General features: G+C 42.8%; 21 protein-coding genes. 18 read left to right on the forward strand and 3 right to left on the reverse strand.

Annotated features, from left to right (window positions below):
* The first annotated feature begins 5 nt into the window (after positions 1-5).
* The 9 genes from J2S23_RS08070 (at position 6) to J2S23_RS08110 (ending at position 12,148) form a co-directional block, all read left to right on the forward strand.
* Positions 6-1,661 carry a glycoside hydrolase family 43 protein gene (locus tag J2S23_RS08070; protein WP_307122209.1) on the forward strand — a complete coding sequence of 552 codons (1,656 nt, stop codon included), beginning with the start codon at positions 6-8 and terminating at the stop codon, positions 1,659-1,661.
* Between the two features lie 38 nt (positions 1,662-1,699).
* Entirely contained in the window at positions 1,700-2,899 is a 1,200-nt protein-coding gene (locus J2S23_RS08075) for an arabinan endo-1,5-alpha-L-arabinosidase (protein WP_307122210.1), read from the forward strand.
* Between the two features lie 14 nt (positions 2,900-2,913).
* Complete coding sequence (arfA, locus tag J2S23_RS08080) at positions 2,914-4,422, forward strand: arabinosylfuranosidase ArfA (RefSeq protein WP_307122211.1); 1,509 nt, start codon at positions 2,914-2,916, stop codon at positions 4,420-4,422.
* A gap of 61 nt (positions 4,423-4,483) precedes the next feature.
* Positions 4,484-5,923, forward strand: a complete 1,440-nt coding sequence (locus J2S23_RS08085) for an alpha-N-arabinofuranosidase (RefSeq protein WP_307122212.1) — start codon at positions 4,484-4,486, stop codon at positions 5,921-5,923.
* 15 nt (positions 5,924-5,938) lie between these two features.
* Positions 5,939-6,757: an aldo/keto reductase gene (locus J2S23_RS08090; protein WP_307122213.1), complete on the forward strand. Its 819-nt coding sequence runs from the start codon at positions 5,939-5,941 to the stop codon at positions 6,755-6,757.
* Positions 6,758-6,869: 112 nt separating this feature from the next.
* Positions 6,870-8,459 (forward strand): xylulokinase, encoded by a 1,590-nt coding sequence (locus tag J2S23_RS08095; RefSeq protein ID WP_370868706.1) that lies wholly within the window; start codon positions 6,870-6,872, stop codon positions 8,457-8,459.
* An 8-nt stretch (positions 8,460-8,467) separates the two neighbouring features.
* The gene (locus J2S23_RS08100) at positions 8,468-9,163 is read left to right on the forward strand and encodes an L-ribulose-5-phosphate 4-epimerase (RefSeq protein ID WP_307122214.1); all 696 of its coding nucleotides are present in this window, start codon (positions 8,468-8,470) and stop codon (positions 9,161-9,163) included.
* A 45-nt stretch (positions 9,164-9,208) separates the two neighbouring features.
* Complete coding sequence (araA, locus tag J2S23_RS08105; RefSeq protein WP_307122215.1) at positions 9,209-10,630, forward strand: L-arabinose isomerase; 1,422 nt, start codon at positions 9,209-9,211, stop codon at positions 10,628-10,630.
* A 165-nt stretch (positions 10,631-10,795) separates the two neighbouring features.
* Positions 10,796-12,148, forward strand: a complete 1,353-nt coding sequence (locus J2S23_RS08110) for an MATE family efflux transporter (RefSeq protein WP_307122216.1) — start codon at positions 10,796-10,798, stop codon at positions 12,146-12,148.
* A gap of 134 nt (positions 12,149-12,282) precedes the next feature.
* Here the strand turns inward: J2S23_RS08110 and ypfJ are convergent, their stop codons facing one another.
* The gene (gene ypfJ, locus J2S23_RS08115; RefSeq protein ID WP_307122217.1) at positions 12,283-13,206 is read right to left on the reverse strand and encodes a KPN_02809 family neutral zinc metallopeptidase; all 924 of its coding nucleotides are present in this window, start codon (positions 13,204-13,206) and stop codon (positions 12,283-12,285) included.
* A 71-nt stretch (positions 13,207-13,277) separates the two neighbouring features.
* Complete coding sequence (locus tag J2S23_RS08120) at positions 13,278-14,153, reverse strand: MurR/RpiR family transcriptional regulator (RefSeq protein WP_307122218.1); 876 nt, start codon at positions 14,151-14,153, stop codon at positions 13,278-13,280.
* A gap of 174 nt (positions 14,154-14,327) precedes the next feature.
* Between J2S23_RS08120 and J2S23_RS08125 the strand changes: the two genes are divergently transcribed.
* The 7 genes from J2S23_RS08125 to J2S23_RS08155 all read left to right on the forward strand — a co-directional run bounded on the left by J2S23_RS08125 (position 14,328) and on the right by J2S23_RS08155 (position 21,095).
* Positions 14,328-15,494: an MFS transporter gene (locus tag J2S23_RS08125; protein WP_307122219.1), complete on the forward strand. Its 1,167-nt coding sequence runs from the start codon at positions 14,328-14,330 to the stop codon at positions 15,492-15,494.
* A gap of 125 nt (positions 15,495-15,619) precedes the next feature.
* A complete protein-coding gene (locus J2S23_RS08130) occupies positions 15,620-15,988 on the forward strand; it encodes a Lin0368 family putative glycerol transporter subunit (protein ID WP_307122220.1) in 369 nt (122 codons plus the stop codon).
* A complete protein-coding gene (locus J2S23_RS08135; RefSeq protein WP_307122221.1) occupies positions 15,973-16,317 on the forward strand; it encodes a Lin0368 family putative glycerol transporter subunit in 345 nt (114 codons plus the stop codon). Before J2S23_RS08130 ends, J2S23_RS08135 begins: the two co-directional genes overlap by 16 nt.
* A 136-nt stretch (positions 16,318-16,453) precedes the next feature.
* A complete protein-coding gene (locus J2S23_RS08140; RefSeq protein WP_307122222.1) occupies positions 16,454-17,890 on the forward strand; it encodes a 6-phospho-beta-glucosidase in 1,437 nt (478 codons plus the stop codon).
* A 184-nt stretch (positions 17,891-18,074) separates the two neighbouring features.
* Entirely contained in the window at positions 18,075-18,902 is an 828-nt protein-coding gene (locus J2S23_RS08145; RefSeq protein WP_307122223.1) for an alpha/beta hydrolase, read from the forward strand.
* A gap of 270 nt (positions 18,903-19,172) precedes the next feature.
* Positions 19,173-19,913, forward strand: a complete 741-nt coding sequence (locus J2S23_RS08150; protein WP_307122224.1) for an esterase family protein — start codon at positions 19,173-19,175, stop codon at positions 19,911-19,913.
* Between the two features lie 9 nt (positions 19,914-19,922).
* Entirely contained in the window at positions 19,923-21,095 is a 1,173-nt protein-coding gene (locus tag J2S23_RS08155; RefSeq protein WP_307122225.1) for an ATP-grasp domain-containing protein, read from the forward strand.
* A gap of 217 nt (positions 21,096-21,312) precedes the next feature.
* Here the strand turns inward: J2S23_RS08155 and J2S23_RS08160 are convergent, their stop codons facing one another.
* A complete protein-coding gene (locus J2S23_RS08160) occupies positions 21,313-21,723 on the reverse strand; it encodes an OsmC family protein (protein WP_307122226.1) in 411 nt (136 codons plus the stop codon).
* A 128-nt stretch (positions 21,724-21,851) separates the two neighbouring features.
* Here J2S23_RS08160 and J2S23_RS08165 point away from each other — a divergent pair, with 128 nt between their 5' ends.
* On the forward strand, positions 21,852-22,235 hold the full coding sequence (locus J2S23_RS08165; RefSeq protein ID WP_307122227.1) for a RidA family protein: 384 nt from the start codon (positions 21,852-21,854) through the stop codon (positions 22,233-22,235).
* Between the two features lie 5 nt (positions 22,236-22,240).
* Positions 22,241-23,008, forward strand: coding sequence for an alpha/beta fold hydrolase (locus J2S23_RS08170; protein WP_307122228.1), 768 nt, complete (start codon positions 22,241-22,243; stop codon positions 23,006-23,008).
* The last annotated feature ends 41 nt before the right edge of the window (positions 23,009-23,049 follow it).

The following is a 23,049-nucleotide window of genomic DNA, read 5'->3' on the forward strand; positions in this document are numbered from 1 at the left end:
AGTGTTTGAAATTTAAAGCATATGTTATTTTCATAGTAATACTTATCCTGTCTCTTTTACCGTTTCAACGTATAGATGCAAATAGTCGCGTGTCTGTCCATGACCCATCCATTTTTTATGATGACACCACTGGCACTTACTATGTCTTTGGCTCTCACTTAGCTCAGGCTAAGTCAGATGATTTACAGAATTGGACAGCACTATTTGGCAGAGAATATGAAAATCCATCTAGTGTTTTGGGAGAGCTCAATGAGAACTTAGCGCCAGTCTTTGAATGGGCTGGTTATGATGATGCAGATACTGCTGGAGGTAGATATTCTGTCTGGGCACCTGATGTGTTATGGAACCCTTCTTATCAGTGGGAGGATGGCACAGCAGGGGCATACATGTATTATTTCTCCTCCTCGTCAACATGGAGACGGTCTGTCATTGGTTATGCGGTCTCTAAGGAAGTAGAAGGCCCTTACGACTTTAAAGATACGCTGATCTACTCAGGATTCACCAAAGAAAATGCAACGGATGGTAGCAGTCGTAACATTCATTACACCAATACTCATATCGACGAATTGATCGAAGCAGGTGTTATCGTAGATGGTTTCAATGACAAGTGGAACCGTGACAACGGTCATACCTATGATAATGACTATGCACCAAATGCAATTGATGCTAATGTCTTTTTCGATAAGGATCATCGGCTTTATATGTCTTATGGGTCGTGGTCAGGCGGTATCTATCTTTTAGAACTTGACCCTGTAACCGGTAAAGCGATTTACCCGGGTGTCGATGGTGTAACCCCTGATGGCCGACGAATTGATCGCTATTTCGGTACCCACTTGCTAGGCGGATGGCACCAATCCGGTGAAGCCCCCTACATTGTTTACGATGCCGATACCGATTATTACTACCTCTTTGTCACTTATGGTGGCTTGACCCGTGAGGGTGGGTATAACATGCGCTTGTTCCGTTCTAAAACGGTAGACGGCTTGTATGTAGATACCCAAGGCAATAATCCCCAATACACTGGATGGACGCCTGACCCAATTAATACGGCGTATGGGCTCAAGTTGATGGGGAATTATAATTTTAATGACTTTGATGCACCTTACATGTCTCCGGGCCATAACTCAGCCTTCATTGATGAAAATGGTGACTGGTACCTGGTATACCATACTCGATTTGATCAAGGTAGTGAGTATCATGAAGTCAGAGTGCATCGCATGGTCATGACGGAAGACGGCTGGCCAGTAGCCTTGCCGTATGAATTTTACGAAAAAGAAAGAGCGCTTGCCTTGGCTTCTGATTCTGAGTTGGCTGGTGAGTATGAATTTGTTAATCACGGGACAGATAGTAGCGGTCGCGCGATTCCAAAAGCTTCTGTCATTTTACATGAGGATGGCACAGTTTCAGGAGGATTTACAGGAACTTGGACAACTGCATCTCAAGATGGTCTCTATCACCTTAACCTCACAAGTGCGGATGGTCATGTTTATAAAGGCCAATTCGCGCTTCAATATGCTGAAAGGTCTAGTCAAGTGAAACTTGTTTTCGCTCTTGTCGGTGATGATAATACGGTTCTTTGGGGAAGTAAAGATAGTGACGCGTCGTCATTAACTAGTTTTTGGAATAAAATATTTATTTGGTTTCGAGATTTATTTCGTTAACAAATAAACTTAATATAATTTATATAAAGGAGGCTGAATTGAGAGAAAGTCAACTGGAATTCGGTGTTCATGACCCGACAATTATTGAAGCAGATGGTGTTTTTTATCTGTATTCCACAGATACGAGACAGCCAGAAACATCAGGGGTTCCTATTCGTAAATCTTCGGATCTGGTCTATTGGAAGTTCGATAGCAGTGCGCTAGATGGTGTGCCAGAGGATGCCAAATCCTGGAGTAAGGCTGTCGGGTTATGGGCTCCAGAAATCATCAACTACCAAGGGGAATATCGCATGTATTATTCGGCGTCGACCTTTGGCAGTACAACTTCTTACATAGGGCTTGCTACGGCAACGTCACCTACAGGACCTTTTGTAGATCAGGGTCTTGTTGTCAAGACAAGTCCTGACCTCTGTACGCATAACGCTATTGATGCCAATATCGTAACAGATCGCGACGGTGAGCAGTGGATGGTTTATGGGTCTTTCTTCGGTGGGATTTACATTTTACCGATCGATAAAAAAACCGGAAAACCAAGTCAAGAGGGATTTGGCAAACGAATCGCAGCGCGACCTAAGAGTGTGGATACAGCCATAGAAGGTTGCTTTGTTTACTACCATCCAGAAACGGATTATTTCTATCTCTTTAGCTCTTATGATTCCTTGAGCAATACCTATCATATTCGTGTGGCACGCTCTCGCAATGTCGATGGCCCTTATGTGGACATAAAGGGACAAGACATCAATGATTTAGAGATTGATCCGCTCTTAAATGGGGTGAAACTCTTGGGTAGTTTCCAGTTTGAGGATGAATTACCAGTCTATGCACCAGGCCACAATTCCATTTTAAAACGTTCTGATGGCCGATTGTTTGTTGTCCATCATGCTAGACGGAAAACTTTTTCGGATCAATTTTTCTTAAATGTCAGGGAATTGAAATGGTTGTCCAATGGTTGGCCTGTTATTTCGCCGCTCCTTTATGATGGCGGTCAACCGCAATCCGTTAATGATTTACTAGGAGAATGGGACATTATCCGATTTGCAGCTGACAGTGACTTGAAACAAAGTGAGTTGGTTTCACTGAAGGAACAGGATTTGACAGCTGTTACAGACAATGAATATCTCTGGGAAGGGTACAGCCTTCTTTTCTGGCAGGAGTTAGAAAATGGTGTGATGACACCATGCTTGGCTGGTCTGAATGCCGACGGTTTTGCTGTCATCGGAAAAAAACGATTAACATAAGGAAAGGAACAGATATGCAAAAAGCATCTTTAAAACTTGTGAAAGACATGCAAATCTCACAAGTGGATAAACGGATTTATGGCTCCTTTATTGAGCACATGGGACGTGCGGTTTATGGAGGGATTTACCAACCAGATCACGCGTCGAGTGATGCCAATGGTTTCCGGAACGACGTTAAGGAATTGGTCAAAGAATTAGGAGTTACCCTGGTCCGTTATCCAGGCGGGAACTTCTTATCTGGTTATAACTGGGAAGACGGTGTTGGCCCTAAAGATAAGCGTCCTAGACGTACAGATTTAGCTTGGCGGGCGATCGAGACCAACGAAGTCGGCATCCATGAATTCTTTGATTGGGCGGAAGAAGTCGGAGCAGAGGTCAATATGGCGGTCAACATGGGAACGCGCGGGATAGATGAAGCTAGACAACTCGTCGAATACTGTAATTTCCCAAGTGGGACAGAGTGGAGTGACCGACGCATTGCCAATGGCCGTCAGGAACCCTTTGCCATTAAAACCTGGTGTATCGGGAATGAGATGGATGGTCCATGGCAAATTGGGCATAAAACAGCTGAAGAGTACGGGCGTGCAGCGAGTGAGACAGCCAAAGCAATGAAGTTGGTGGATGATTCCATTGAGCTTGTCGCTTGTGGTAGTTCAAATAGCCAAATGCCAACCTTTGGAGACTGGGAATTAACTGTTTTAGACCATACTTATGACTATGTGGATTACCTTTCCCTTCACCAATATTACGGCAACCATGCCAACAACTTAGAAGAGTACTTGGCTTGCTCTCTTGATATGGATGCGTTTATTAAGGGTGTAACTGCTATGTGTGATGCCATCAAAGCTAAAAAACATAGTCAAAAACAAATGAACCTTTCCTTTGACGAATGGAATATTTGGTACCACTCTAATGAGTTTGACAAGACCATCAAGCCTTGGTTGATTGCCCCACCACAGTTGGAAGATCATTATAACTTTGAAGACACACTTGTTTTGGGGACACTGTTAATCACATTACTAAAACACGCTGATCGCATTAAAATCGCTTGTTTGGCTCAGTTGGTTAATGTTATCGCGCCTATCTTTACGCAAGAAAACGATAATGAAAGCCCAGCATGGCGTCAGACCATTTTCTACCCGTTCATGCAGGCTGCTAAATATGGACGCGGTACCGTGTTGACACCACTCATCCAAACGGAGTCTTATAGTGCTGGTAACTACGAGGCTATTCCTTATCTGGAATCTATTGCAGTCCTCAACGAAGATGAAACAGAAGTTACTGTCTTTGCGGTTAACCGCTCAAGAGAGGAAATGGCCTTTACCATCGACAGCCTTGGCCTTGATGTGACAGGTGTTACTGCCTTTACTCAAATTGCAGGACATGATATTAAGGCAGTCAACACACTAGCATCAAACGATGTCAAGCCTGTTGACTCAGATCGTTATGAGCTATCAGAAGATAGTGTTGCCCTACAATTAGAGCCATTGTCTTGGAATGTGATTCGCTTAGCGATTAAATAACATATTTAGTCATTATTAGCTAAAGAGAATTATCTAATTTGACGTTTAAAAAGGAGCAAACATGAAAGTAACATTGACCGAACAACAGGGTCCAAAAATTTCAAAATACATCTACGGTCATTTCGCGGAGCATCTTGGCCGCTGTATCTACGAAGGCCTCTATGTGGGCGAAGACTCATCCATTCCTAATGTTAATGGCATGCGCATTGATGTCGTTGAAGCCCTGAAAAACATTCAAATTCCAGTCCTTAGATGGCCGGGTGGCTGTTTTGCAGACGAATACCACTGGAAAGACGGTATTGGCCCTAAAGAAAATCGTAAAAAAATCGTCAACACCCACTGGGGTGGTGTCACAGAAAATAACCATTTTGGGACTCATGAATTTTTTGAACTAACCAAGCAACTCGGCTGTGAGGTTTATGTCAACGGTAACGTTGGTAGTGGCACTGTTCAAGAAATGCAAGAATGGGTTGAATACATGACCATGGGAGGTGAGTCTCCTATGGCCAACCTTCGCCGTGAAAATGGCCAAGAAGAACCGTGGTCTGTTAAGTTCTTTGGTGTGGGTAACGAAAGCTGGGGCTGTGGCGGAAACATGCGACCTGAGTATTATGCGGATGAGTACAGACGCTATCAGACTTATGTTCGCCAATATGGCACTGAAAAGATTTACAAAATTGCTTGTGGGCCAAATATTGATGACTATAACTGGATGGATAAGGTCATGCAAATCGCTGCACCCTTTATGGATGGCATCAGCTTACACCACTATGCCTTGACTGGTGAATGGCTGGATAAAGGCCCTGCTACTGGCTTCAAAGAAGAACACTGGTGGTCTCTCATCAAGAGTGCTCAAAAGATGGATGAGCTCATTACCAAACACAGCACTATCATGGACAAATACGATCCTGAAAAACGGGTTGGGCTTATTGTCGATGAGTGGGGCTCATGGTTGGCGGTTGAACCAGGAACCAATCCAGGTTTCCTTTACCAGCAAAACACGATCCGTGATGCTATGGTAGCAGCAGTGACCCTTAATATTTTCCATAAACATGCTGAGCGTGTTCACATGGCTAACATTGCTCAAACCGTTAACGTTTTGCAATCCATGATCCTGACAGAAGGGGATCAAATGGTGAAAACCCCAAGTTATCATGTCTTTGATCTTTATAAAGTCCATCAAGATGCTGAGCTGGTTTCATCATATGGGGAAAGCGACGACACTGTTTCCTACACGGTATCTAAAAAAGATGGTCTTGTTTCTATTTCTGTATGTAACTACTCATTAGAGGAATCGAAATCCTTAGACTTTACAGGGGCATGCTCTGGCAAAGTAGTGGATGCACGCTATATTACGGCAGATACGATGGATGCGCATAACGATTTTGATCACCCAGAAACCATTACCATCAAATCCTTTGAGGGAGTATCAACAACAGATGGGACTGTGAACTTAACCGTGCCACCGATGTCTGTTGTAACCGTACAGCTCGAACAATAATGAAAAGGAGACCTCATGTCTATTTTAAAAGAGACCTTTACCTTAGCAAACGGGGTGGAAATCCACAAAGTGGGCCTTGGAACTTGGCAATCTGCACCTAATGATGCTTATCGTGCCACTAAGTTTGCCCTTGAAAATGGCTATTACCATGTGGATACCGCTTACGTCTACGGTAACCAAGAAGAAGTGGGGCGTGGTGTTAAAGATAGCGGTTTGGACCGCAAAGACGTCTTTATCACGTCGAAAATCCCTGCAGAATGGAAATCCTATGAGGAGTCTGTTCGTGCCATTGAAGAGAGTTTAGAGCAACTTGGGGTGGATTACATTGACCTCATGTTGATTCATGCTCCTCGTCCTTGGAGTGAAATGCATGAACGTCCTATCGTTAACCACTATTATGACGAAAATGCAGAAATGTGGCGCGCTTTAGAAGATGCCTATGAAGCAGGAAAACTCCGTGCTATTGGTGTGTCTAACTTTAGCGTTGACGATTTGGAACATCTGCTTGAAAAAGCGCGTATTACACCGATGGTCAACCAGATCATTTACCATATCGGAAATACTAATCCAGAAGTGCTCGCTTTTTGTGAAAAACACAATATTTTGGTAGAAGGGTATTCACCGATTGCGACAGGGCGTTTACTCGGTGATGAAGGGATTCAGAAGATGGCTGATAAATATGGCAAATCAATCCCTCAAATCTGTATCCGTTACCTTTTGGAAAAAAATATTCTCCCATTGCCAAAATCTGTCCATGAGGATTACATCCTTCAAAATGGCCAAGTTGACTTTACTATAGAGCCAGAAGATGTTGCTTATCTAGACAGCTTATAATGAAAAAGAGATAACTCTAAAATGTCCATACATTTATCGAGTTATCTCTTTACATGTCTGGACACATCTGGTAAAATAAAAGTATCTTAGAAAACGATTACAGGAGGTTATCATGCTTCAAGAAAAACAAGACATCCTTAATGGTCGGACAGCTCTTGGGATTGAATTTGGATCAACGCGGATTAAGGCTGTGTTGATTGATAGTCGTCAATTACCGATTGCTTCTGGTAGCCATGAATGGGAAAACCAGTTGGTCGATGGGGTTTGGACCTATGACCTAGATGCCATTTGGACTGGCATTCAGGATGCTTATGTAAACTTAGTGGCGGATGTTCAGGAAAAATTTGAAACACCATTGACTACTTTTGGTAGCCTTGGTATTAGCGCCATGATGCATGGGTATATGGCGTTTGACAAAGATGATCAGTTGTTGGTGCCGTTTCGTACTTGGCGCAATACCATGACTGGACAGGCAGCTGAGGCTCTAAGTGAGCGTCTTGAATTCAATATTCCAGAACGCTGGAGCATTGCCCATCTTTATCAGGCTATCTTAAATGACGAAAAACACCTGCCAGACCTCACTTTCTTCACAACACTTGCGGGCTACGTTCACTGGCAGTTAACTGGTGAGAAGGTATTGGGTGTTGGGGATGCGTCAGGCATGTTCCCGATTGATCCAAAGACCGCTGACTATCGGCAGGACTATGTTCAAAGCTTTAATGATTTAATCGCACCTAAAGATTTCCCATGGACCCTTGAACAAGTCTTACCAACTGTTTTAAGTGCGGGTCAAGCAGCTGGCAAACTAACTGAAAAAGGTGCCAAGCTTCTTGATCCTTCTGGTCTCTTAGAAGCTGGTATTCCACTTTGCCCTCCAGAAGGCGATGCTGGAACTGGTATGGTTGCCACCAACAGTATTGCTCCTCGAACAGGGAATGTTTCCGCTGGAACCTCTATCTTTGCCATGATTGTCTTGGAAGATGACCTCAAAAATCGCTACCCTGAAATCGATGTGGTAACAACGCCAGTTGGCGATACTGTCGCAATGGTTCACGCCAATAACTGTAGTTCAGATATCAACGCCTGGGTGAAACTGTTCCATGAATTTAGCCGATTAGCAGGCCAAGACTTGTCTATGGATTCCACTTATCAATTGCTCTTTAAAGAAGCATTAAAAGGTGAAAAAGATTGTGGTCAACTCTTGAGCATCGGTTACTATTCAGGAGAAAGCATTACAGCTATCGATGAAGGACGTCCGATGTTAGTCCGCACACCAGAAAGTCGGTTGACAGTGGCCAACCTCATGCGCAGCCATATCCTATCAGCCTTTGCGACCCTGTCCTTAGGGATGGATATCTTAACCCAAGAAGAAAAAATCCATATTGACCGTATTTTAGGCCATGGCGGTATCTTTAAAACCCCAGAAGTGGCTCAACGCCTCTTGGCTTCAGCTATTGAAACACCGGTTTCTGTCATGGAAACAGCTGGAGAAGGGGGAGCGTGGGGAATTGCTCTCTTGGCCGATTACCTCAACCACTCAGACCTTTCGTTGGCAGAGTATTTGGAAACGAAAGTATTTGCGACAGCCGCAACAGAAACAATCGCTCCAGAAGCAGATGATATTGACGGCTTCAAGCAATTTATGGAGCGTTACCAGCCAGGTTTAGAGCTGGAAAAATTAGCTGTTGACCTGATCAAATAGGAGGAATCATGTTAGAAGCATTAAAAGAAGCCGTATTTCAGGCTAATCTTGAATTACCTAAGCGAGACTTGATTAAGTATACTTGGGGAAATGTCAGCGCCGTCGATCGTGAATCAGGATTGTTTGTCATCAAGCCATCTGGTGTTGACTATGACATTATGACTGCCGATGATATGGTGGTTTGTGATTTTGACGGAAATGTCGTTGAAGGCGATTTACGCCCATCCTCTGACATGCCAACGCACGCAGTCTTATATAAAACCTACGACAGCATTGGCGGTATCGTCCATACTCACTCACCGTGGGCAGCTAGCTGGGCCCAATCTGGTCAGGATGTTCCTGCCATGGGAACAACTCACGCCGATACCTTTTATGGCACGGTACCTTGCGCCCGCTTTTTAAGCAAGGAAGAGTTAGATGCTGGTTATGAGCATGAAACTGGCAATGTCATCGTTGAGACCTTTGAAAAACGCGGTCTTGATCCGGTGGCTATACCTGGTATCTTGCTACAAGGTCATGGTCCCTTTACTTGGGGGAAAGATGCAGCTGACGCTGTCATGCATGCTGTTGTCCTAGAAGAAGTGTGCAAAATGAACTTCTATACCCGCATGCTTAATCCATTTGCCCCTGAATTGCCACAATATGTTTTAGATAAACACTACCTCCGTAAGCATGGTAAGAATGCTTACTATGGTCAAAAATAATCGTAAACAAAAAATAAGAATCATCTCAAAAAGGAGAAATACAACATGTCAGATAATAAAGTTTTTTGGTTTGTCATCGGTTCCCAACATCTTTATGGCGAAGATGCGCTAGAAGAAGTACGCAAACACGGTCGTGAAATGGCTGATGTACTTAACAAGTCAGGTCATTTGCCTTATCCTGTTGAATTCCAAGAAGAATTAGCCGTTTCAGCAGATGTGATCACTAAGCTCATGAAGGAAGTAAACTACCGGGATGAAGTAGCGGGTGTCATCACTTGGATGCATACCTTCTCACCAGCAAAAATGTGGATCCGTGGAACGAACCTTCTCCACAAACCATTGCTTCACTTGGCGACCCAATACAATGAGTCTATTCCATGGGCAACCATCGATATGGACTTCATGAACTTGAACCAGGCTGCTCACGGTGACCGTGAATATGGTTTCATCAACGCACGCCTCAAGAAAAACAACAAAATTATCGTTGGTTATTGGCAAAATGAGTCTGTCCAAAAAGACATCGGTGCCTGGATGGATGTTGCAGTTGCTTACAATGAAGGCTTTAACATCAAGGTGGCCCGCTTTGGCGACAACATGCGTGATGTGGCTGTAACAGATGGTGACAAAGTCGAAGCTCAAATCAAATTTGGTTGGACAGTAGACTACTATGCAGTCGGTGATTTGGTTGAGGTTGTCAATGCTGTGACGGATGAAGAAGTGAATGACTTATTTGCAACTTATGCAGACTTGTACGACTTTGACTATGCAGATTATGACAAAGAAACTTGGGAACACCATGTTAAGGAACAGGCGAAATATGAAATTGCCTTGAAACGTTTCTTAGATGAAGGTGGCTACACAGCCTTTTCGAGCAACTTCCAAGACCTCCACGGTTTGGAACAATTGCCAGGTCTTGCAGTACAACGTTTGATGGCTGCGGGCTATGGTTTTGCTGGTGAAGGTGACTGGAAAACAGCGGCTCTCGATCGCTTCATGAAGATTATGTCTCACAACCAAAACACTGGTTTCATGGAAGATTACACTTATGAAATGGGTCTTGGTAAAGAAGCAATCTTGCAATCACACATGCTTGAAGTAGATCCAAGCCTTGCGAAAAACAAGCCAAAAATCCTAGTATCACCACTTGGTATTGGGGGCAAAGCAGATCCAGCCCGCCTAGTCTTTGATGGTAAAGCGGGTGACGGTGTCGTTGTGTCAATGGCTGACTTTGGTTCTGAGTTTAAACTCTTGATCAACGAAGTGACAGCCTTTGAACCGACTGTTGAAGCACCAAATCTCCCAGTAGCGCGTGTGCTTTGGGAAGTTAAACCCAACTTCCAAGACGGCATTAAAGCTTGGATCGAAGCTGGTGGTGGTCACCATACAGTTGTTTCTCTTAACTTAACCAGTGATCAAATCATCACTTGGGCTAAGTTAGTTGGATTAGACTACGTGTTGATTAAATAGATAGTTTTCATTACGATAAACTGAAGCCCCTCCTATAAACTGAAGTGCTGGAAGACAGAAAACGTCTTCTAGCATTTCTATTAGTATTTCAGTATTGACATCCCTATCTATTTAGGGTATTCTGGTTCATGCAATCAAAGATTTAATAGGATTTAGGAGATAGACATGCATGATTTAACCAAGGGGAAGCCGATTAAGGTCATTCTCTTATTTACCATTCCTCTTGTTGTAGGGAGTATTTTTCAATTATTTTATAACTTCGCAGACAGTATGATTGTCGGTCATACCCTGGGAGAACAGTCTTTTGCAGCTGTGGGAGCAACAGGCAGTATTGTCTTTTTCATTCTCGGTTTTGCACAAGGGTTAACAGGTGGTTTCTCCGTTATTTTAGCCCAACGCTATGGGGCTAAAGATAATACGGATATTAAGCGATCATTTATTACGGGTTTGACACTTTCCCTTGCCATTGGATTAGTTTTATCCCTCATCGCCCTTACCTTTTTGGGTAATCTATTAGAACTCATGCAAACACCTCCTGAGTTAATCGATCAGTCAAAACAATTTCTGACGGCCATCTTTGGAGGTAGTTTAGCAACCATATTATATAATTATTTATCTAATAGTATCAGAGCCTTAGGGGACAGTCGAACACCCCTTTATGCCTTAATTGTTGCTGTCATTTTGAACGTTATTTTGGACTTCGTTTTTATCTTGAATTTTAAATTAGGCGTTTTTGGCGCTGGGGTTGCAACCATAATTGCTCAGGTTTTATCAGTCCTCTTCCTAATCTGGCACATCAAGAAAAAAGTTCCTCTACTACAATTATCTAAAAATGATTGGCATCTGGTTACCAAGGAAGAATGTCAAAAACACCTTCAATTAGGCCTTCCTATGGGCTTTCAAGCTTCAATTATTGCTATTGGGACCATGACCTTACAGTATGCGCTTAACCAGTTAGGAACAGAGGCTATTGCTGCTCAAGCCATAGCCAGTCGTACTGATCAACTCGCGATGCTTCCAATGATTAATTTAGGTCAGGCTATTTCAACCTTTACTGCCCAAAACTACGGTGCCAAGGCCTACCGAAGGATTTTCGATGGGGTCAAAAAGACAGTTGCATTATCTGTGATATGGTCATTGCTTTTTGTGGTCATTCTTCTCTTGGGCAATCGCTTTTTCTCATCATTGTTCCTACCTAATGGATCGGAATCGATTTACCAAATGGCATTTAGTTATTACGTGATTAATGGGGTATGTTACTGGATTTTAGCGATTCTTTTCGTTTTAAGAGGTTTCATCCAAGGCCTCGGAAAAAGTTTTGCCCCAACGCTCGCTGGTATAATGGAGTTAATCATGAGGGTTGTTGTTGCCTTAATTGGCTTGCATTATTTTGGCTTTACCGGTGTTGCAGCAGCCAATCCGGCAGCCTGGATTGGTAGTGTGGCCATTTTGATCCCGACGACTTATATCGTGACGAAACAGCTCAAAGGATTTATCGCAAACGAAAAGAAAAGCTGATGTTATCAGTGCCTTTCTCTCAAAATAGTAAATGAAAAAGGACCTAGCTCTGAGTGAATCAGAACTAAGTCCTTATTTTGCACGTTTTAATTGTAGCGTGGGCAATCTCTTATGGATCACCTATCGATAGCAGTTTAGATGTCCCCACTGAAAGTATCTCCGTGGGCGAGGTCACCATATTGGTAGCCACGATCAAACCATTTACGACGTTGCTCCGAAGTTCCATGTGTAAAGCTATCTGGGACAACACGTCCATATGCCTGTTCTTGGAGAGTATCATCACCGACTGCATGGGCAGCAGCCATGGCTTCATCAATATCACCAGGCTCTAGGAGCCCCTGACCTCCGACGTATTTCGCCCAAGCTCCAGCATAATAATCTGCTTGAAGTTCAAGTCGAACTGTCAGTGCATTGGCTTCTTTTTCAGAAAGTTGTTGCCGAGCACGGGAAAACTCTTTCATGGTTCCAAGTTCATTTTGGACATGATGACCAACCTCATGGGCAATAACATAGGCCATGGCAAAGTCGCCCTCAGCATTATATTTGGTTGTTAAATCACGGTAAAAAGATAAATCGATATAAACTTTCTTATCCCCAGGGCAGTAGAAGGGCCCTGTTGCCGCATCTCCTAACCCACAAGCAGTACTCGTGCGACCGCTGTATAAAACCAGTGTCGGTGGGTTGTACCTCCTGCCTTCGCTAGCAAACTCTTCGGTCCAGAAATCTTCAGTGCTTTGAAAAACCTTACTCAGAAAAACAGCTTCATCATCTGTCACATCTGTGCTACTTGACTCCGCAGCCTCTTGATAAGTATTGGAGTAACCACCTGTATCTAATCCGACAAGGCTACCCAGATTAGAACCTCCTCCGATAAAGGTTAACAAAAGTAAGCCAAGGATTAACCATTTTCCTTTACCTGAGGAAAGGAGGAGTTGAAGCAGAAGACCTGTTCCTAACCCTCCGCCTCCTCCAGAGGAACGGCCAAAGCCACCACCGGTAGAGCGCTGACCACGTCGATCTTCAACGCGATTACTCTTTTTTAAATCATCTATTTTCATATCGATATCCCTTTACATTTTATATACTTATATTATAAACTAAAATGGCTAAAAAGAAAACTAAAGCCCTTTCATTCTCTTAAAACAAAGGAATTTGAGGTGCGATTGACTTCTAATAATTGAGAAGCCGTTATTCGTTTTTGGCGATTACCATCATAATCCAATGAAAAAAGACAGGCGTATAAAGTATCTAAGAGGAATATGATGGATTCGTCCGTCGCAAAAGAACTAATTTTAGAATACAATTTTTCACGCGTCGATAACCGCAAGATATTATCTGTCAGGATCGTTAGGTTATTTTCACCTAGGCTGGTTAAGAGGATGATAGGAATATCTTTTTCCTTTAAGAGATTGGCAATCGTATTTAAGGTCCGGTTCTCTCCTGAATAGGAAACAATGATGGCACAGCTATCCTTATCGGCAAAGTAGGCATTAAAGACTGTTTCACCAATCAAATCATGGACGCGAACGTCTTTACCGATTCGTCCCATTTGCAAGGCAAATTCTTTGGTTAAGAGGGCGTTGTTGCTAATGGCGAAGAGATGGATGGTTTTTGCACAGTCTAAAAGCTTTGTTACCTTTTCAAGCATAGCTGAGTCCAGTAACTCTAGCGTTTCAGTGATGACTTCTTGCTTTAGTTTGGCCATTTTGTGGGCAATTCGTGTCAACCCATCATATCGTCCAAAAGGATAGTTGGCATTTACATAGGAGACTGTTTTGTCGAGATAGTCAACTTCAGCTAAAAAAGCCTGTTTAAAATCATTCCAACCTTGAAAGGAGAGCTTTTGGGCCACTCTGACCAAGGTGGATTTAGACGTGAAGGTTTGATCAGCGATTTGAGCGGTTGTCAAATCCTTAATAACATTTGGATTCTTTAGTAAAAAGGAGACGATAGATTGTTCACTAGGTGAGAATGAATAGGTTTCTAATTTTTCCGTAATTAACATGCAAGACCTTTCTAAAAAATGGTGAAATAAGGTAAGGTTGGAACCCATTAAAGGCTTTGTTCTCGCAAAGGAGGTTAATGATGTAAACGGTGTTCCAAGATTAATTTTTTGACAGAGTTATGGTTAAATTCATGGTATCATAAATAAGATGAATTCACAAAAAGTAGGTCAAAAATGAAAGCGCTTAAAAATTCTTACTGGGCATATCTTTTAATGTACCTCAGTTACTATCTCTCCTGGGCCATGTTCTCGTCTCTCATTTCGGTCTATTTGTTGGATTTGGGGTTTAAGGCGAGCCAAGTTTCCCTTGTCGTATCAATTTCCTTTGTTGCCTCCATGGTCAGTCAGCCACTCATTGGTTGGTTAAATGACCAGTTAGGCATTCGAAAAGTAACCTGGCTCTTGCTATCGTCGAGTATTATTGGTGGCGCAGCGATGTTGGTTGTCAAGGACTTCTGGTGGATAGCCATTGCCTATAGTTGGGTTTTGCTTTTAGTCAATGGCTCTGTCCCTGTCATGGAAAAGATTGCGACGAGCAGCCCTTTTTCCTATGGTAAGATTCGGATTTGGGGGACTATTGGCTTTGCTCTAGGGAGTCAGTTATCTGGACTTATTTACGATTATATTTCTCCCAAAGCCCTCTTTGCAGGCTTTATTCTGGCCATGTTAATGACCTTATTAGGAATCTGGGGGACAGAGGTTTCTGAGGAAGTTCCTCTAGAAACGGTCGACTATGACATCCCTTCTTCAGCGCGACAGGTGCTTTTTTCCAATAAGACCTATCTAGGCTATCTCATGATTGCCATGGTCTTTTCAGGAGTGACCAACACTGGGCACACCTACATTCCAGCCATGCTGGAGGACGCTGGGTTATCGATTCGATTGGCAACGACTGTTGTGGCGATTTCTGTTTTATGCGAGGCACCCTTAACATTATTCTCCTATAAATTCATGGACCAGATGACTAGCCAGAGAATTTTCATGATAGCAACATTGCTAGTATGCCTTCAGTATGGTATCTATGCCCTGGATTTAGGGCTTCCGTCCAAAGTGATCATGACGCTTCTTGCAAAACATACGACAGGCATGCTCTTTATCATGGTCAACATGAAAATAGTTAGTTCATTGATACAGCCCAGATACCTTATCACTGCCTTATCTCTTGTTCAAGCGGTTAGAAGTTTAGGATCCATTATGACTCAAAATATTGTTGGGCACATTCTTGATCATTATTCCTATTCGGCGATGAGTTGGTTTTTAGCAATAGTCTCCGTGTTACTTCTTGTTTTCATTCCATTTTTAAAATTACCGACTGGACAAGATCAAAAATTGTACAGTTAGCTTTAACATAAAACAGACCTTTAACCGAAGTCATCATTACTTTTTATGTTTTGAACGTTGTTTCAACATAATCCTGTTGATGGCTTAATAATAGTTGAGGGAAGATAATCGCAGGAGGTTAAGGGATGAAGTGGTTTAAAAGTGTTTCAGCCTATTTTTTTGCGGCCCTTACGGTCCCCTTACTATGGTCACTTATTGGTGGACCGTTTGGTGTTTGGAGCGGCTTTGTGGCAGGATTCCTCGTACTGGGCCCAGTTTGGTACTTGGTCCATTATAGGGAGTGGATTGCCACTCGTCAAGGAGGAAGTCCCATTGATATGGGGCTTACTATTGCAGTTGCTATCCTGACCAAAGATATCGTGCAAAAAGGGCCAAAGGACATCGAGTGGAGTCTCTTAACAATCTTGATTGTGAGTGTCGGTGCTGTTTTAGGGGGATGGCTAGCCTTTACCCTTGATCACAAATGGCGAAAGAAAGGGTGGGCAAGACATTGAGCATTTTATTGACCCTGCTAGGCAGTGGCCTGTTACCTTTTTTGATTCTGATCGTGATGGGTAGCCTTATTCGAAAATGGCAGGTCAAAGGTGGTTTTTTGGCTTTACTTGTAATTATAGGTCCCGTGTGGTACCTCAATCATGGTCAAATTAGTCCATGGATTGCTCAGTACGGCCCTCATCAAATCGATATGGGGTTGGCAACAGGTGTCGGTATTTTGACCTATCATCTCTTGACAGGAGCAAGGTGGAAAAAGACCCTGTTTAACTTGAGTGCAGCTCTGATTGGTGGTTTTTTGGCTGGCATTTTACTCGCCTTGATTTCTTAATCGTAAACTGATGTTTCAATAAAATGAAGGCTAAGCTTTTATATTGTGAAACCTTGTTCCAAAATATAAAAGCGGGCTTGAAGGAGATAAGCATAAATGTTAGGATAAACTTAATTACAGATAAGGAGAAAACCAAATGACGTTTCCAAAGGATTTTTTATGGGGTGGTGCACTAGCTGCTCATCAATTTGAAGGTGGTGTTCTTGAGACCTCTAAGGGTCTCAGTGTCGCAGATGTCATGACAGCAGGGGCTCACGGTGTCCCTCGTGTCATTACGGATGGTGTCGTTGAAGGGAATTACTACCCTAACCATGTCGGGATTGATTTTTATAACCGTTACAAGGAAGACATTGCCATGTTTGGGGATATGGGCTTTAAATGCTTCCGTACCTCAATTGCTTGGTCACGTATTTTCCCGACAGGCTTTGAAACAGAACCAGACCAAGAAGGTTTGGCATTTTATGATGCTGTTTTCGATGAACTCTTGAAATATGGGATTGAGCCCGTGATTACCTTGTCCCACTTTGAAATGCCTTACGAGCTGGCTAAGAAAAATGGTGGCTTTATGAGTCGCGACACCGTTGACCAATTCGTCAAGTTTGCAAAAGTTGTCTTTAGCCATTACAAGGATAAAGTCAAATACTGGATGACCTTTAACGAAATCAACAACCAAATGAACTTCCGAAATGACATCTTTGGCTGGACCAATTCAGGGGCTCATTTTGGCGACTATGATAATCCAGAAGAAGCGATGTATATCTGTGGCCACCACACCCTTTTGGCGTCAGCTTTGGCTGTTAAAGCGGGAAAAGAGATTAACCCAGACTTTAAGATTGGGAATATGATTGCCATGGTGCCTATCTATCCTTATTCTTGCCGTCCAGAAGATGTCTTGCTAGCTAATCAGGCCATGCATGACCGTTGGTTCTTCTGTGATGTTCAAGTTCGTGGTCACTATCCGGCTTATGCCCTTAAGATGTTTGAACGCAAAGGATTCCAGATTCCGATCACGGAAGAAGATAAGAAAGTCCTTGCTGAAGGAACCGTTGACTACATTGGCTTTAGCTATTACATGTCAAACGTTGTGGATTCTCAAAAAGCCCAATCAGATGTCTCAAGTGCCATTGAAGCCTCTAACCCATATAGCGTGAAGAACCCTCACATCAAAGAATCAGACTGGGGCTGGGCGATTGACCCTGTTGGTCTTCGCTATGCGCTGAATGCTTTTTATGAGCGTTATGAATTGCCACTCTTTATCGTTGAAAATGGCTTTGGAGCTATTGACGTCAAAGAAGAGGACGGTTCCGTCCATGACCAGTACCGTATTGACTATCTTGGTGCCCATATCAAGGAAATGGAAAAAGCGGTTAATGAAGACGGTGTTGAACTTTGGGGCTACACACCTTGGGGATGTATCGACTGCGTATCTTTCACCACCGGTGAAATGAAGAAGCGCTATGGCTTCATTTACGTGGATCGTGATAATGAGGGCAACGGTACCCTTGAACGATCTAAGAAAGATTCTTATGATTGGTACAAACAAGTCATTGCTTCAAACGGTGAAGTGGTTTAACAGGGTAAGATTAGTTAAATAAGTCTTTGATGGCTTTAACAATACCGTGATGATTTCTGGATAACCACCTCGTCGTTTTGGCTAGGTGGTTATCTTTTCCGAATATTTAAATGAAAAATCACTCTTTGGGTTTTCATGATAGCGTTTTTAGTGTATAATCAAGAAAATGGTCTGGAGGTGAGGGATGAACAAGCATTATTATTATTTAGAGATGAAAGAGCATCACCTTGATGTGCCATACTTAGGGGAAAAGCGTCGAATAAGGGTCCTTCTTCCTAAGGATTATGACCGTGATAAGGAGCGGCATTATCCTGTTGTCTATATGCACGATGGGCAAAATGTTTTTTATAGCAAGGAGGCTTATACAGGTTATTCTTGGAAGGTGATCCCAACCATCAAGCGAAATCCTGACATTCCAAGGATGATTGTCGTCGGGATTGACAACCATCCAACTCGGATGAATGAGTATGCTCCCTGGCGGTTCTCAAACATTCATCATGAAGCGGATCAAAATATGGGTGGTAAGGGAATGGAGTATGCGGAATTTGTCATGCAGGTGGTCAAGCCCTTTATAGACCAAACTTATCGGACCAAGTCGGACAGAAAGCATACTGCTATGGTAGGCTCCTCCTTAGGGGGGAATATTACTCAATTCATGGGTGTTGTCTATCAGGACCAGATTGGTGGTTTAGGCGTCTTTTCTTCCGCTAACTGGCTTAATCGAACAGAGTTTGACAGGTTTGTCAAACGCCATACACTGGATCCAGACCAACGCGTTTATATCCAAGTGGGGACTGATGAAGGTGACGACACTGATGAGACATTAACTCAAGGAAATATCAAGCAACTGTATATTGATGAATCCTTGCTCTATTATCGCCAATTATTAGAGGGTGGTTTACCACTTGACCATATCAAACTTAATGTCGTAGTAGGTGCAGTGCACCATGAACATGTCTGGGCAACCTATCTTCCAGAATGCTTGAGGCACATCAGTGAAGATTGGGAGTAGTCAAATATAGAAAAGGGGATGGACAATAATCCAGCCTCTTTATTCTTGATTTCGAGCGAGACATGTAGTCAGTCATTGTTGAGCAAGTAATATAAAACCAAAAAAGACAATAAAGGTAACTAGACTACAGTGTTTTCATCTTCTTAACCTGATATAAGGATGCAGAACTATCTATGAAAACGATTGAAAGAATTTTCTGAAAATAATAGTTTGTAAAACCCTAAAATTGTGGTAAAATAAAAGGAGAAACTAAGAGTTAGAGGTATTAGGATGCATTTTGAAGCGCTAAGTCATTGGTCAGGACAACTCGGTCGAGAGATGGCTCTGAATCGGTACGGTCATGATGGGATGCCAGTAGTGGTTTTTCCATCATCTGGAGGCACACACAACGAGTATGCTGACTTTGGTATGATTGAAGCTTGTCAGAGTTTTATCGAAGCGGGCAGAATCCAATTCTTTACCTTGAGCTCAATTGACGCTGAAAGCTGGTTGGCTGATGGCAAGTCTATGCATGATAAAGCCTTAGCGCATCAGGCCTATGATCGTTATGTCATTTCAGAAGCCATTCCCTTTATCAAGCATAAGACGGGTTGGTTTGATCCCCTGATGACCACAGGTTGCTCGATGGGAGCTTATCACGCGCTCAATTTTTTCCTACAACATCCAGATGTTTTTAACAAGGTGATAGCCTTGTCTGGTGTTTACGATGCCCGCTTCTTTGGCGGTGACTTTGGTGACGATCAGGCAGTTTACTATAATTCGCCTTCTGACTATATCTGGGAGCAAAACGATGGCTGGTTTATCGACCGTTACCGCCAGTCGGATATTATTGTTTGCACGGGTCTCGGCGCTTGGGAACAAGATGGGTTGCCGTCTTATTACCAATTGAAACAGGCCTTTCAAGAGAAAAATATCCCTGCTTGGTTTGACGAATGGGGTGAAGATGTCGCCCATGATTGGGAATGGTGGCGCGTGCAGATGCCTTATTTTTTAACTGCTTTGGGCTTTTAGGAGGTTTTTATGAATTATTTAGTCCTATCTCCTTATTATCCGGAGAATTTTCAACAGTTTTCAATCGAGTTGTCAAAAAAAGGGGTGACTGTCTTAGCCATTGGCCAAGAGCCCTATGAACAGCTAGGCCAAGGCTTACAAGCTGCCATTACTGAGTATTTTCGAGTGGAAGATTTGGAAAACTTAGATGAAGTGAAGCGTGCAGCAGCTTTTCTCTTTTACAAACACGGACCATTTGATCGGATCGAGTCTCAGAATGAACACTGGTTAGAGCATGATGCTGCGCTTCGTGAGCAGTTCAATGTCTTTGGCATGCGTTACAAGCACCTCAAAAAGACCAAATTTAAGTCCAAAATGAAGAAATACTTCAAAAAAGCAGGTGTTCCAGTTGTTCCAGGGAAAGTTGCTGAAGAGCTTGATGATGTCGATAAAATTATCAACAAAATTGGTCTTCCTTTAATTGCAAAGCCTGATAGTGGAGTTGGAGCGTCTGGCGTCTTCAAATTAACTGATGATGCCTCGGTTCAGGCCTTTAAAGAAGCCTGGGATGGTGTAACCCCTTATTTCCTAGAAGCCTTTGTTGACAAGGCAGTGGTCTGTACTTACGATGGTCTTGTTGATATTGATGGCAATATCATTTATGAAACCAGTTTAACCTACAATAATACTCCTTTTGATATGGTTGAACAACAGCTTGATATGGGCTATTATGCTGAAAAAGAAATCGATCCCGTCCTTCGTGAATATGGTCAAGCCGCTGTTAAAGCTTTTGATATGAAAGAACGGTTCTTCCATATTGAGTTTTTCAGATATGAAGATGGCTCCTATGTTGCCATTGAATACAATAATCGTGCAGCTGGTGGGTATACAGTGGATGTTTATAACCATGGGCATCGTGTTAATCTGTTTCATGATTATGCTGCAATGGTGGTTGGTGAACGTCTACCAGAGCGACAGTTTAGTCAATATTCTCTAGTTTGCTCAAGACGCAAGCATACGGACTACCTCCATAGTGAGCAGGACATAAAAGATAAATATGGTGCTCATATGATTGACCGAAAAGAAATGAAGGGTGCCTTTGCGGAACTTCTAGGCGATGTCAATTATTTCTTTGTGTTTGACGATCCGGCTGAGGTGGATGCCATCTATCAGTTTGTAACAGAAAGAGTTGAGACGCTTTAACAATCACATTCAGGACCTGTCAATTAGTGATAGAGAGCTTCTAGGTCTGGATTTTAGTGTCTAGTCGAATCGTGACTTTTTATAAAGTATCTGTTTAAAAGAGATCAACCTTAAAGAAACTGGGATAGACTAACACGATTACTTTGTAATCGTACTAGTCTATCTCAGTCTTTTTTGTTTTGTTGTATAGCTCTATTATCTATTATATAGAAAGAACTTAGATGACATAGGCTACTGTCTCTAGTGTAACACTATTAGCCTGGCCAATGAGTTTAGACACTGGGCAGCGAGCGTGGGCTTCTTGAATGAGAATGTCGGCCTCATCTAGGGAAAGGCCTTGAATGCTAGCTTGCCCTCTAACTGCAAAAAAGTAACCAGGTGTTGTTGGCTCTTTTTCAAGATCAACGTGAACCTCTACGTAGGAATGGTTGCTCATTGATTTTGCTTCTAAAACGGCATCTAAAGTTGCTTTGAGGCAAGTAGACCAGGCGAGAGCGATCAGCTCTTCTGGGTTAAACCCTGGTTGGTCGTTCAGGGGATGATTGGTTGCAACCGTTTTTCCATTTGACAGGCGGACAGTACCATCGATACCTTGATTGTTATGAGAAGAGACAGAGTAAAGAGACATGATTTTCCTCCTAAAGAGTTCTTGAAGAGTCCTTGCTTTTATTTTACCAAAAAATAAAGGATGGACGAAACGGATGGTATTGAAATGTGCTATAATATAGGAAATAATCGATTATAAGGAGATGTCACATGATAATTATTAACACTGACAAAGCACCAGGAGCTATTGGACCTTATGTGCAAGGAAAAGTTGTTGGCAATCTATTATTTGCCAGTGGTCAAGTTCCCCTTTCACCTGAGACAGGTGAAGTTGTGGGAGTGACTATTGAAGAACAGACGGAACAAGTTTTAAAAAATATTGAAGCAATCTTGGAAGCTGCTGGAACAGACTTTGACCATGTGGTTAAAACCACTTGTTTCCTCAAAGACATGAATGATTTTGTAGCTTTTAACGGTGTTTACGCCACAGCTTTTAAGGCAGACTTTCCTGCCCGTTCTGCTGTTGAAGTAGCTCGTCTTCCACGAGATGTTAAGGTGGAAATCGAAGTCATTGCTGAGATTACAAAAGCCTAGAACAGATGACCAAGCATATTGTATTGATCCATGGCACTTGGTGTGACGGAAATGTTTGGGGAAGTTTTGCGGACAAAATAACGGCTATGGGGTTGACTGTTCATACCCCTAGTCTTCGCTACCATGACTTAACCTATGAAGAGGTGGAAGCCAAGGTTGGAGCGGTCAGTTTAACAGACTATGCGGACGATCTGGTTGCTTTGGTAGACGGTTTGCCTGAGAAGCCCATACTTTTAGGTCATTCTTTAGGATGTCTCCTCGCTCAAATGGTTGCGGAGCGGACCGAGGTTGCTGGGATGATCTTGATGGGGCCAGCGCCAACAGCTGATATCTTTGCCCTTTACCCAACAATGGTTCGCTGTTTTATTCGCCACTTCCTGCGTTGGGGCTTTTGGAAAAAGCCAATGCCGCCTTATAAGGTGGAGTTCTTTAATTATTGCATGAATGTCCAAGATCCTGAGCTTAAAGAAGATATTTTCAAGGACTTGGTACCAGAGTCTGGGAAAGTTTATACCCAGATGGCATTTCCATTTGCCGATAAGACTCGTGCTAGCTATGTGGATTTTTCTAAAATTAAGGGGCCTGTCTTGGTCATTACTGGAAGTGAAGACAAGATGACCGTATCCCCAATTGCACGTAAAACAGCGCGAAATTACCCCGGCTCGCTTTTAGTATCCATTACTGGCGCAGATCATATGTATGAAACAGGAAAATTCCAAGACCAAACCCTAGCCGTTATACGGGATTGGCTGGGTCAAAAACAATTTATCTAAACGGTAGTTGTGGATTGAGAATCTATATATATAGGAGGAGA

The sequence above is a fragment of the Streptococcus moroccensis genome (assembly GCF_030812835.1).
In the GTDB taxonomy this organism is placed as follows: domain Bacteria; phylum Bacillota; class Bacilli; order Lactobacillales; family Streptococcaceae; genus Streptococcus; species Streptococcus moroccensis.

What these genes read in the sequence shown, in the direction of transcription:
- arfA (WP_307122211.1), top strand. Translation starts at nt 2,914, where the DNA reads ATGCAAAAAGCATCTTTAAAACTTGTGAAAGACATGCAAATCTCACAA.
- J2S23_RS08085 (WP_307122212.1), top strand. Translation starts at nt 4,484, where the DNA reads ATGAAAGTAACATTGACCGAACAACAGGGTCCAAAAATTTCAAAATAC.
- J2S23_RS08090 (WP_307122213.1), top strand. Translation starts at nt 5,939, where the DNA reads ATGTCTATTTTAAAAGAGACCTTTACCTTAGCAAACGGGGTGGAAATC.
- J2S23_RS08095 (WP_370868706.1), top strand. Translation starts at nt 6,870, where the DNA reads ATGCTTCAAGAAAAACAAGACATCCTTAATGGTCGGACAGCTCTTGGG.
- J2S23_RS08100 (WP_307122214.1), top strand. Translation starts at nt 8,468, where the DNA reads ATGTTAGAAGCATTAAAAGAAGCCGTATTTCAGGCTAATCTTGAATTA.
- araA (WP_307122215.1), top strand. Translation starts at nt 9,209, where the DNA reads ATGTCAGATAATAAAGTTTTTTGGTTTGTCATCGGTTCCCAACATCTT.
- J2S23_RS08110 (WP_307122216.1), top strand. Translation starts at nt 10,796, where the DNA reads ATGCATGATTTAACCAAGGGGAAGCCGATTAAGGTCATTCTCTTATTT.
- ypfJ (WP_307122217.1), bottom strand. Translation starts at nt 13,206, where the DNA reads ATGAAAATAGATGATTTAAAAAAGAGTAATCGCGTTGAAGATCGACGT.
- J2S23_RS08120 (WP_307122218.1), bottom strand. Translation starts at nt 14,153, where the DNA reads ATGTTAATTACGGAAAAATTAGAAACCTATTCATTCTCACCTAGTGAA.
- J2S23_RS08125 (WP_307122219.1), top strand. Translation starts at nt 14,328, where the DNA reads ATGAAAGCGCTTAAAAATTCTTACTGGGCATATCTTTTAATGTACCTC.
- J2S23_RS08130 (WP_307122220.1), top strand. Translation starts at nt 15,620, where the DNA reads ATGAAGTGGTTTAAAAGTGTTTCAGCCTATTTTTTTGCGGCCCTTACG.
- J2S23_RS08140 (WP_307122222.1), top strand. Translation starts at nt 16,454, where the DNA reads ATGACGTTTCCAAAGGATTTTTTATGGGGTGGTGCACTAGCTGCTCAT.
- J2S23_RS08145 (WP_307122223.1), top strand. Translation starts at nt 18,075, where the DNA reads ATGAACAAGCATTATTATTATTTAGAGATGAAAGAGCATCACCTTGAT.
- J2S23_RS08150 (WP_307122224.1), top strand. Translation starts at nt 19,173, where the DNA reads ATGCATTTTGAAGCGCTAAGTCATTGGTCAGGACAACTCGGTCGAGAG.
- J2S23_RS08155 (WP_307122225.1), top strand. Translation starts at nt 19,923, where the DNA reads ATGAATTATTTAGTCCTATCTCCTTATTATCCGGAGAATTTTCAACAG.
- J2S23_RS08160 (WP_307122226.1), bottom strand. Translation starts at nt 21,723, where the DNA reads ATGTCTCTTTACTCTGTCTCTTCTCATAACAATCAAGGTATCGATGGT.
- J2S23_RS08165 (WP_307122227.1), top strand. Translation starts at nt 21,852, where the DNA reads ATGATAATTATTAACACTGACAAAGCACCAGGAGCTATTGGACCTTAT.
- J2S23_RS08170 (WP_307122228.1), top strand. Translation starts at nt 22,241, where the DNA reads ATGACCAAGCATATTGTATTGATCCATGGCACTTGGTGTGACGGAAAT.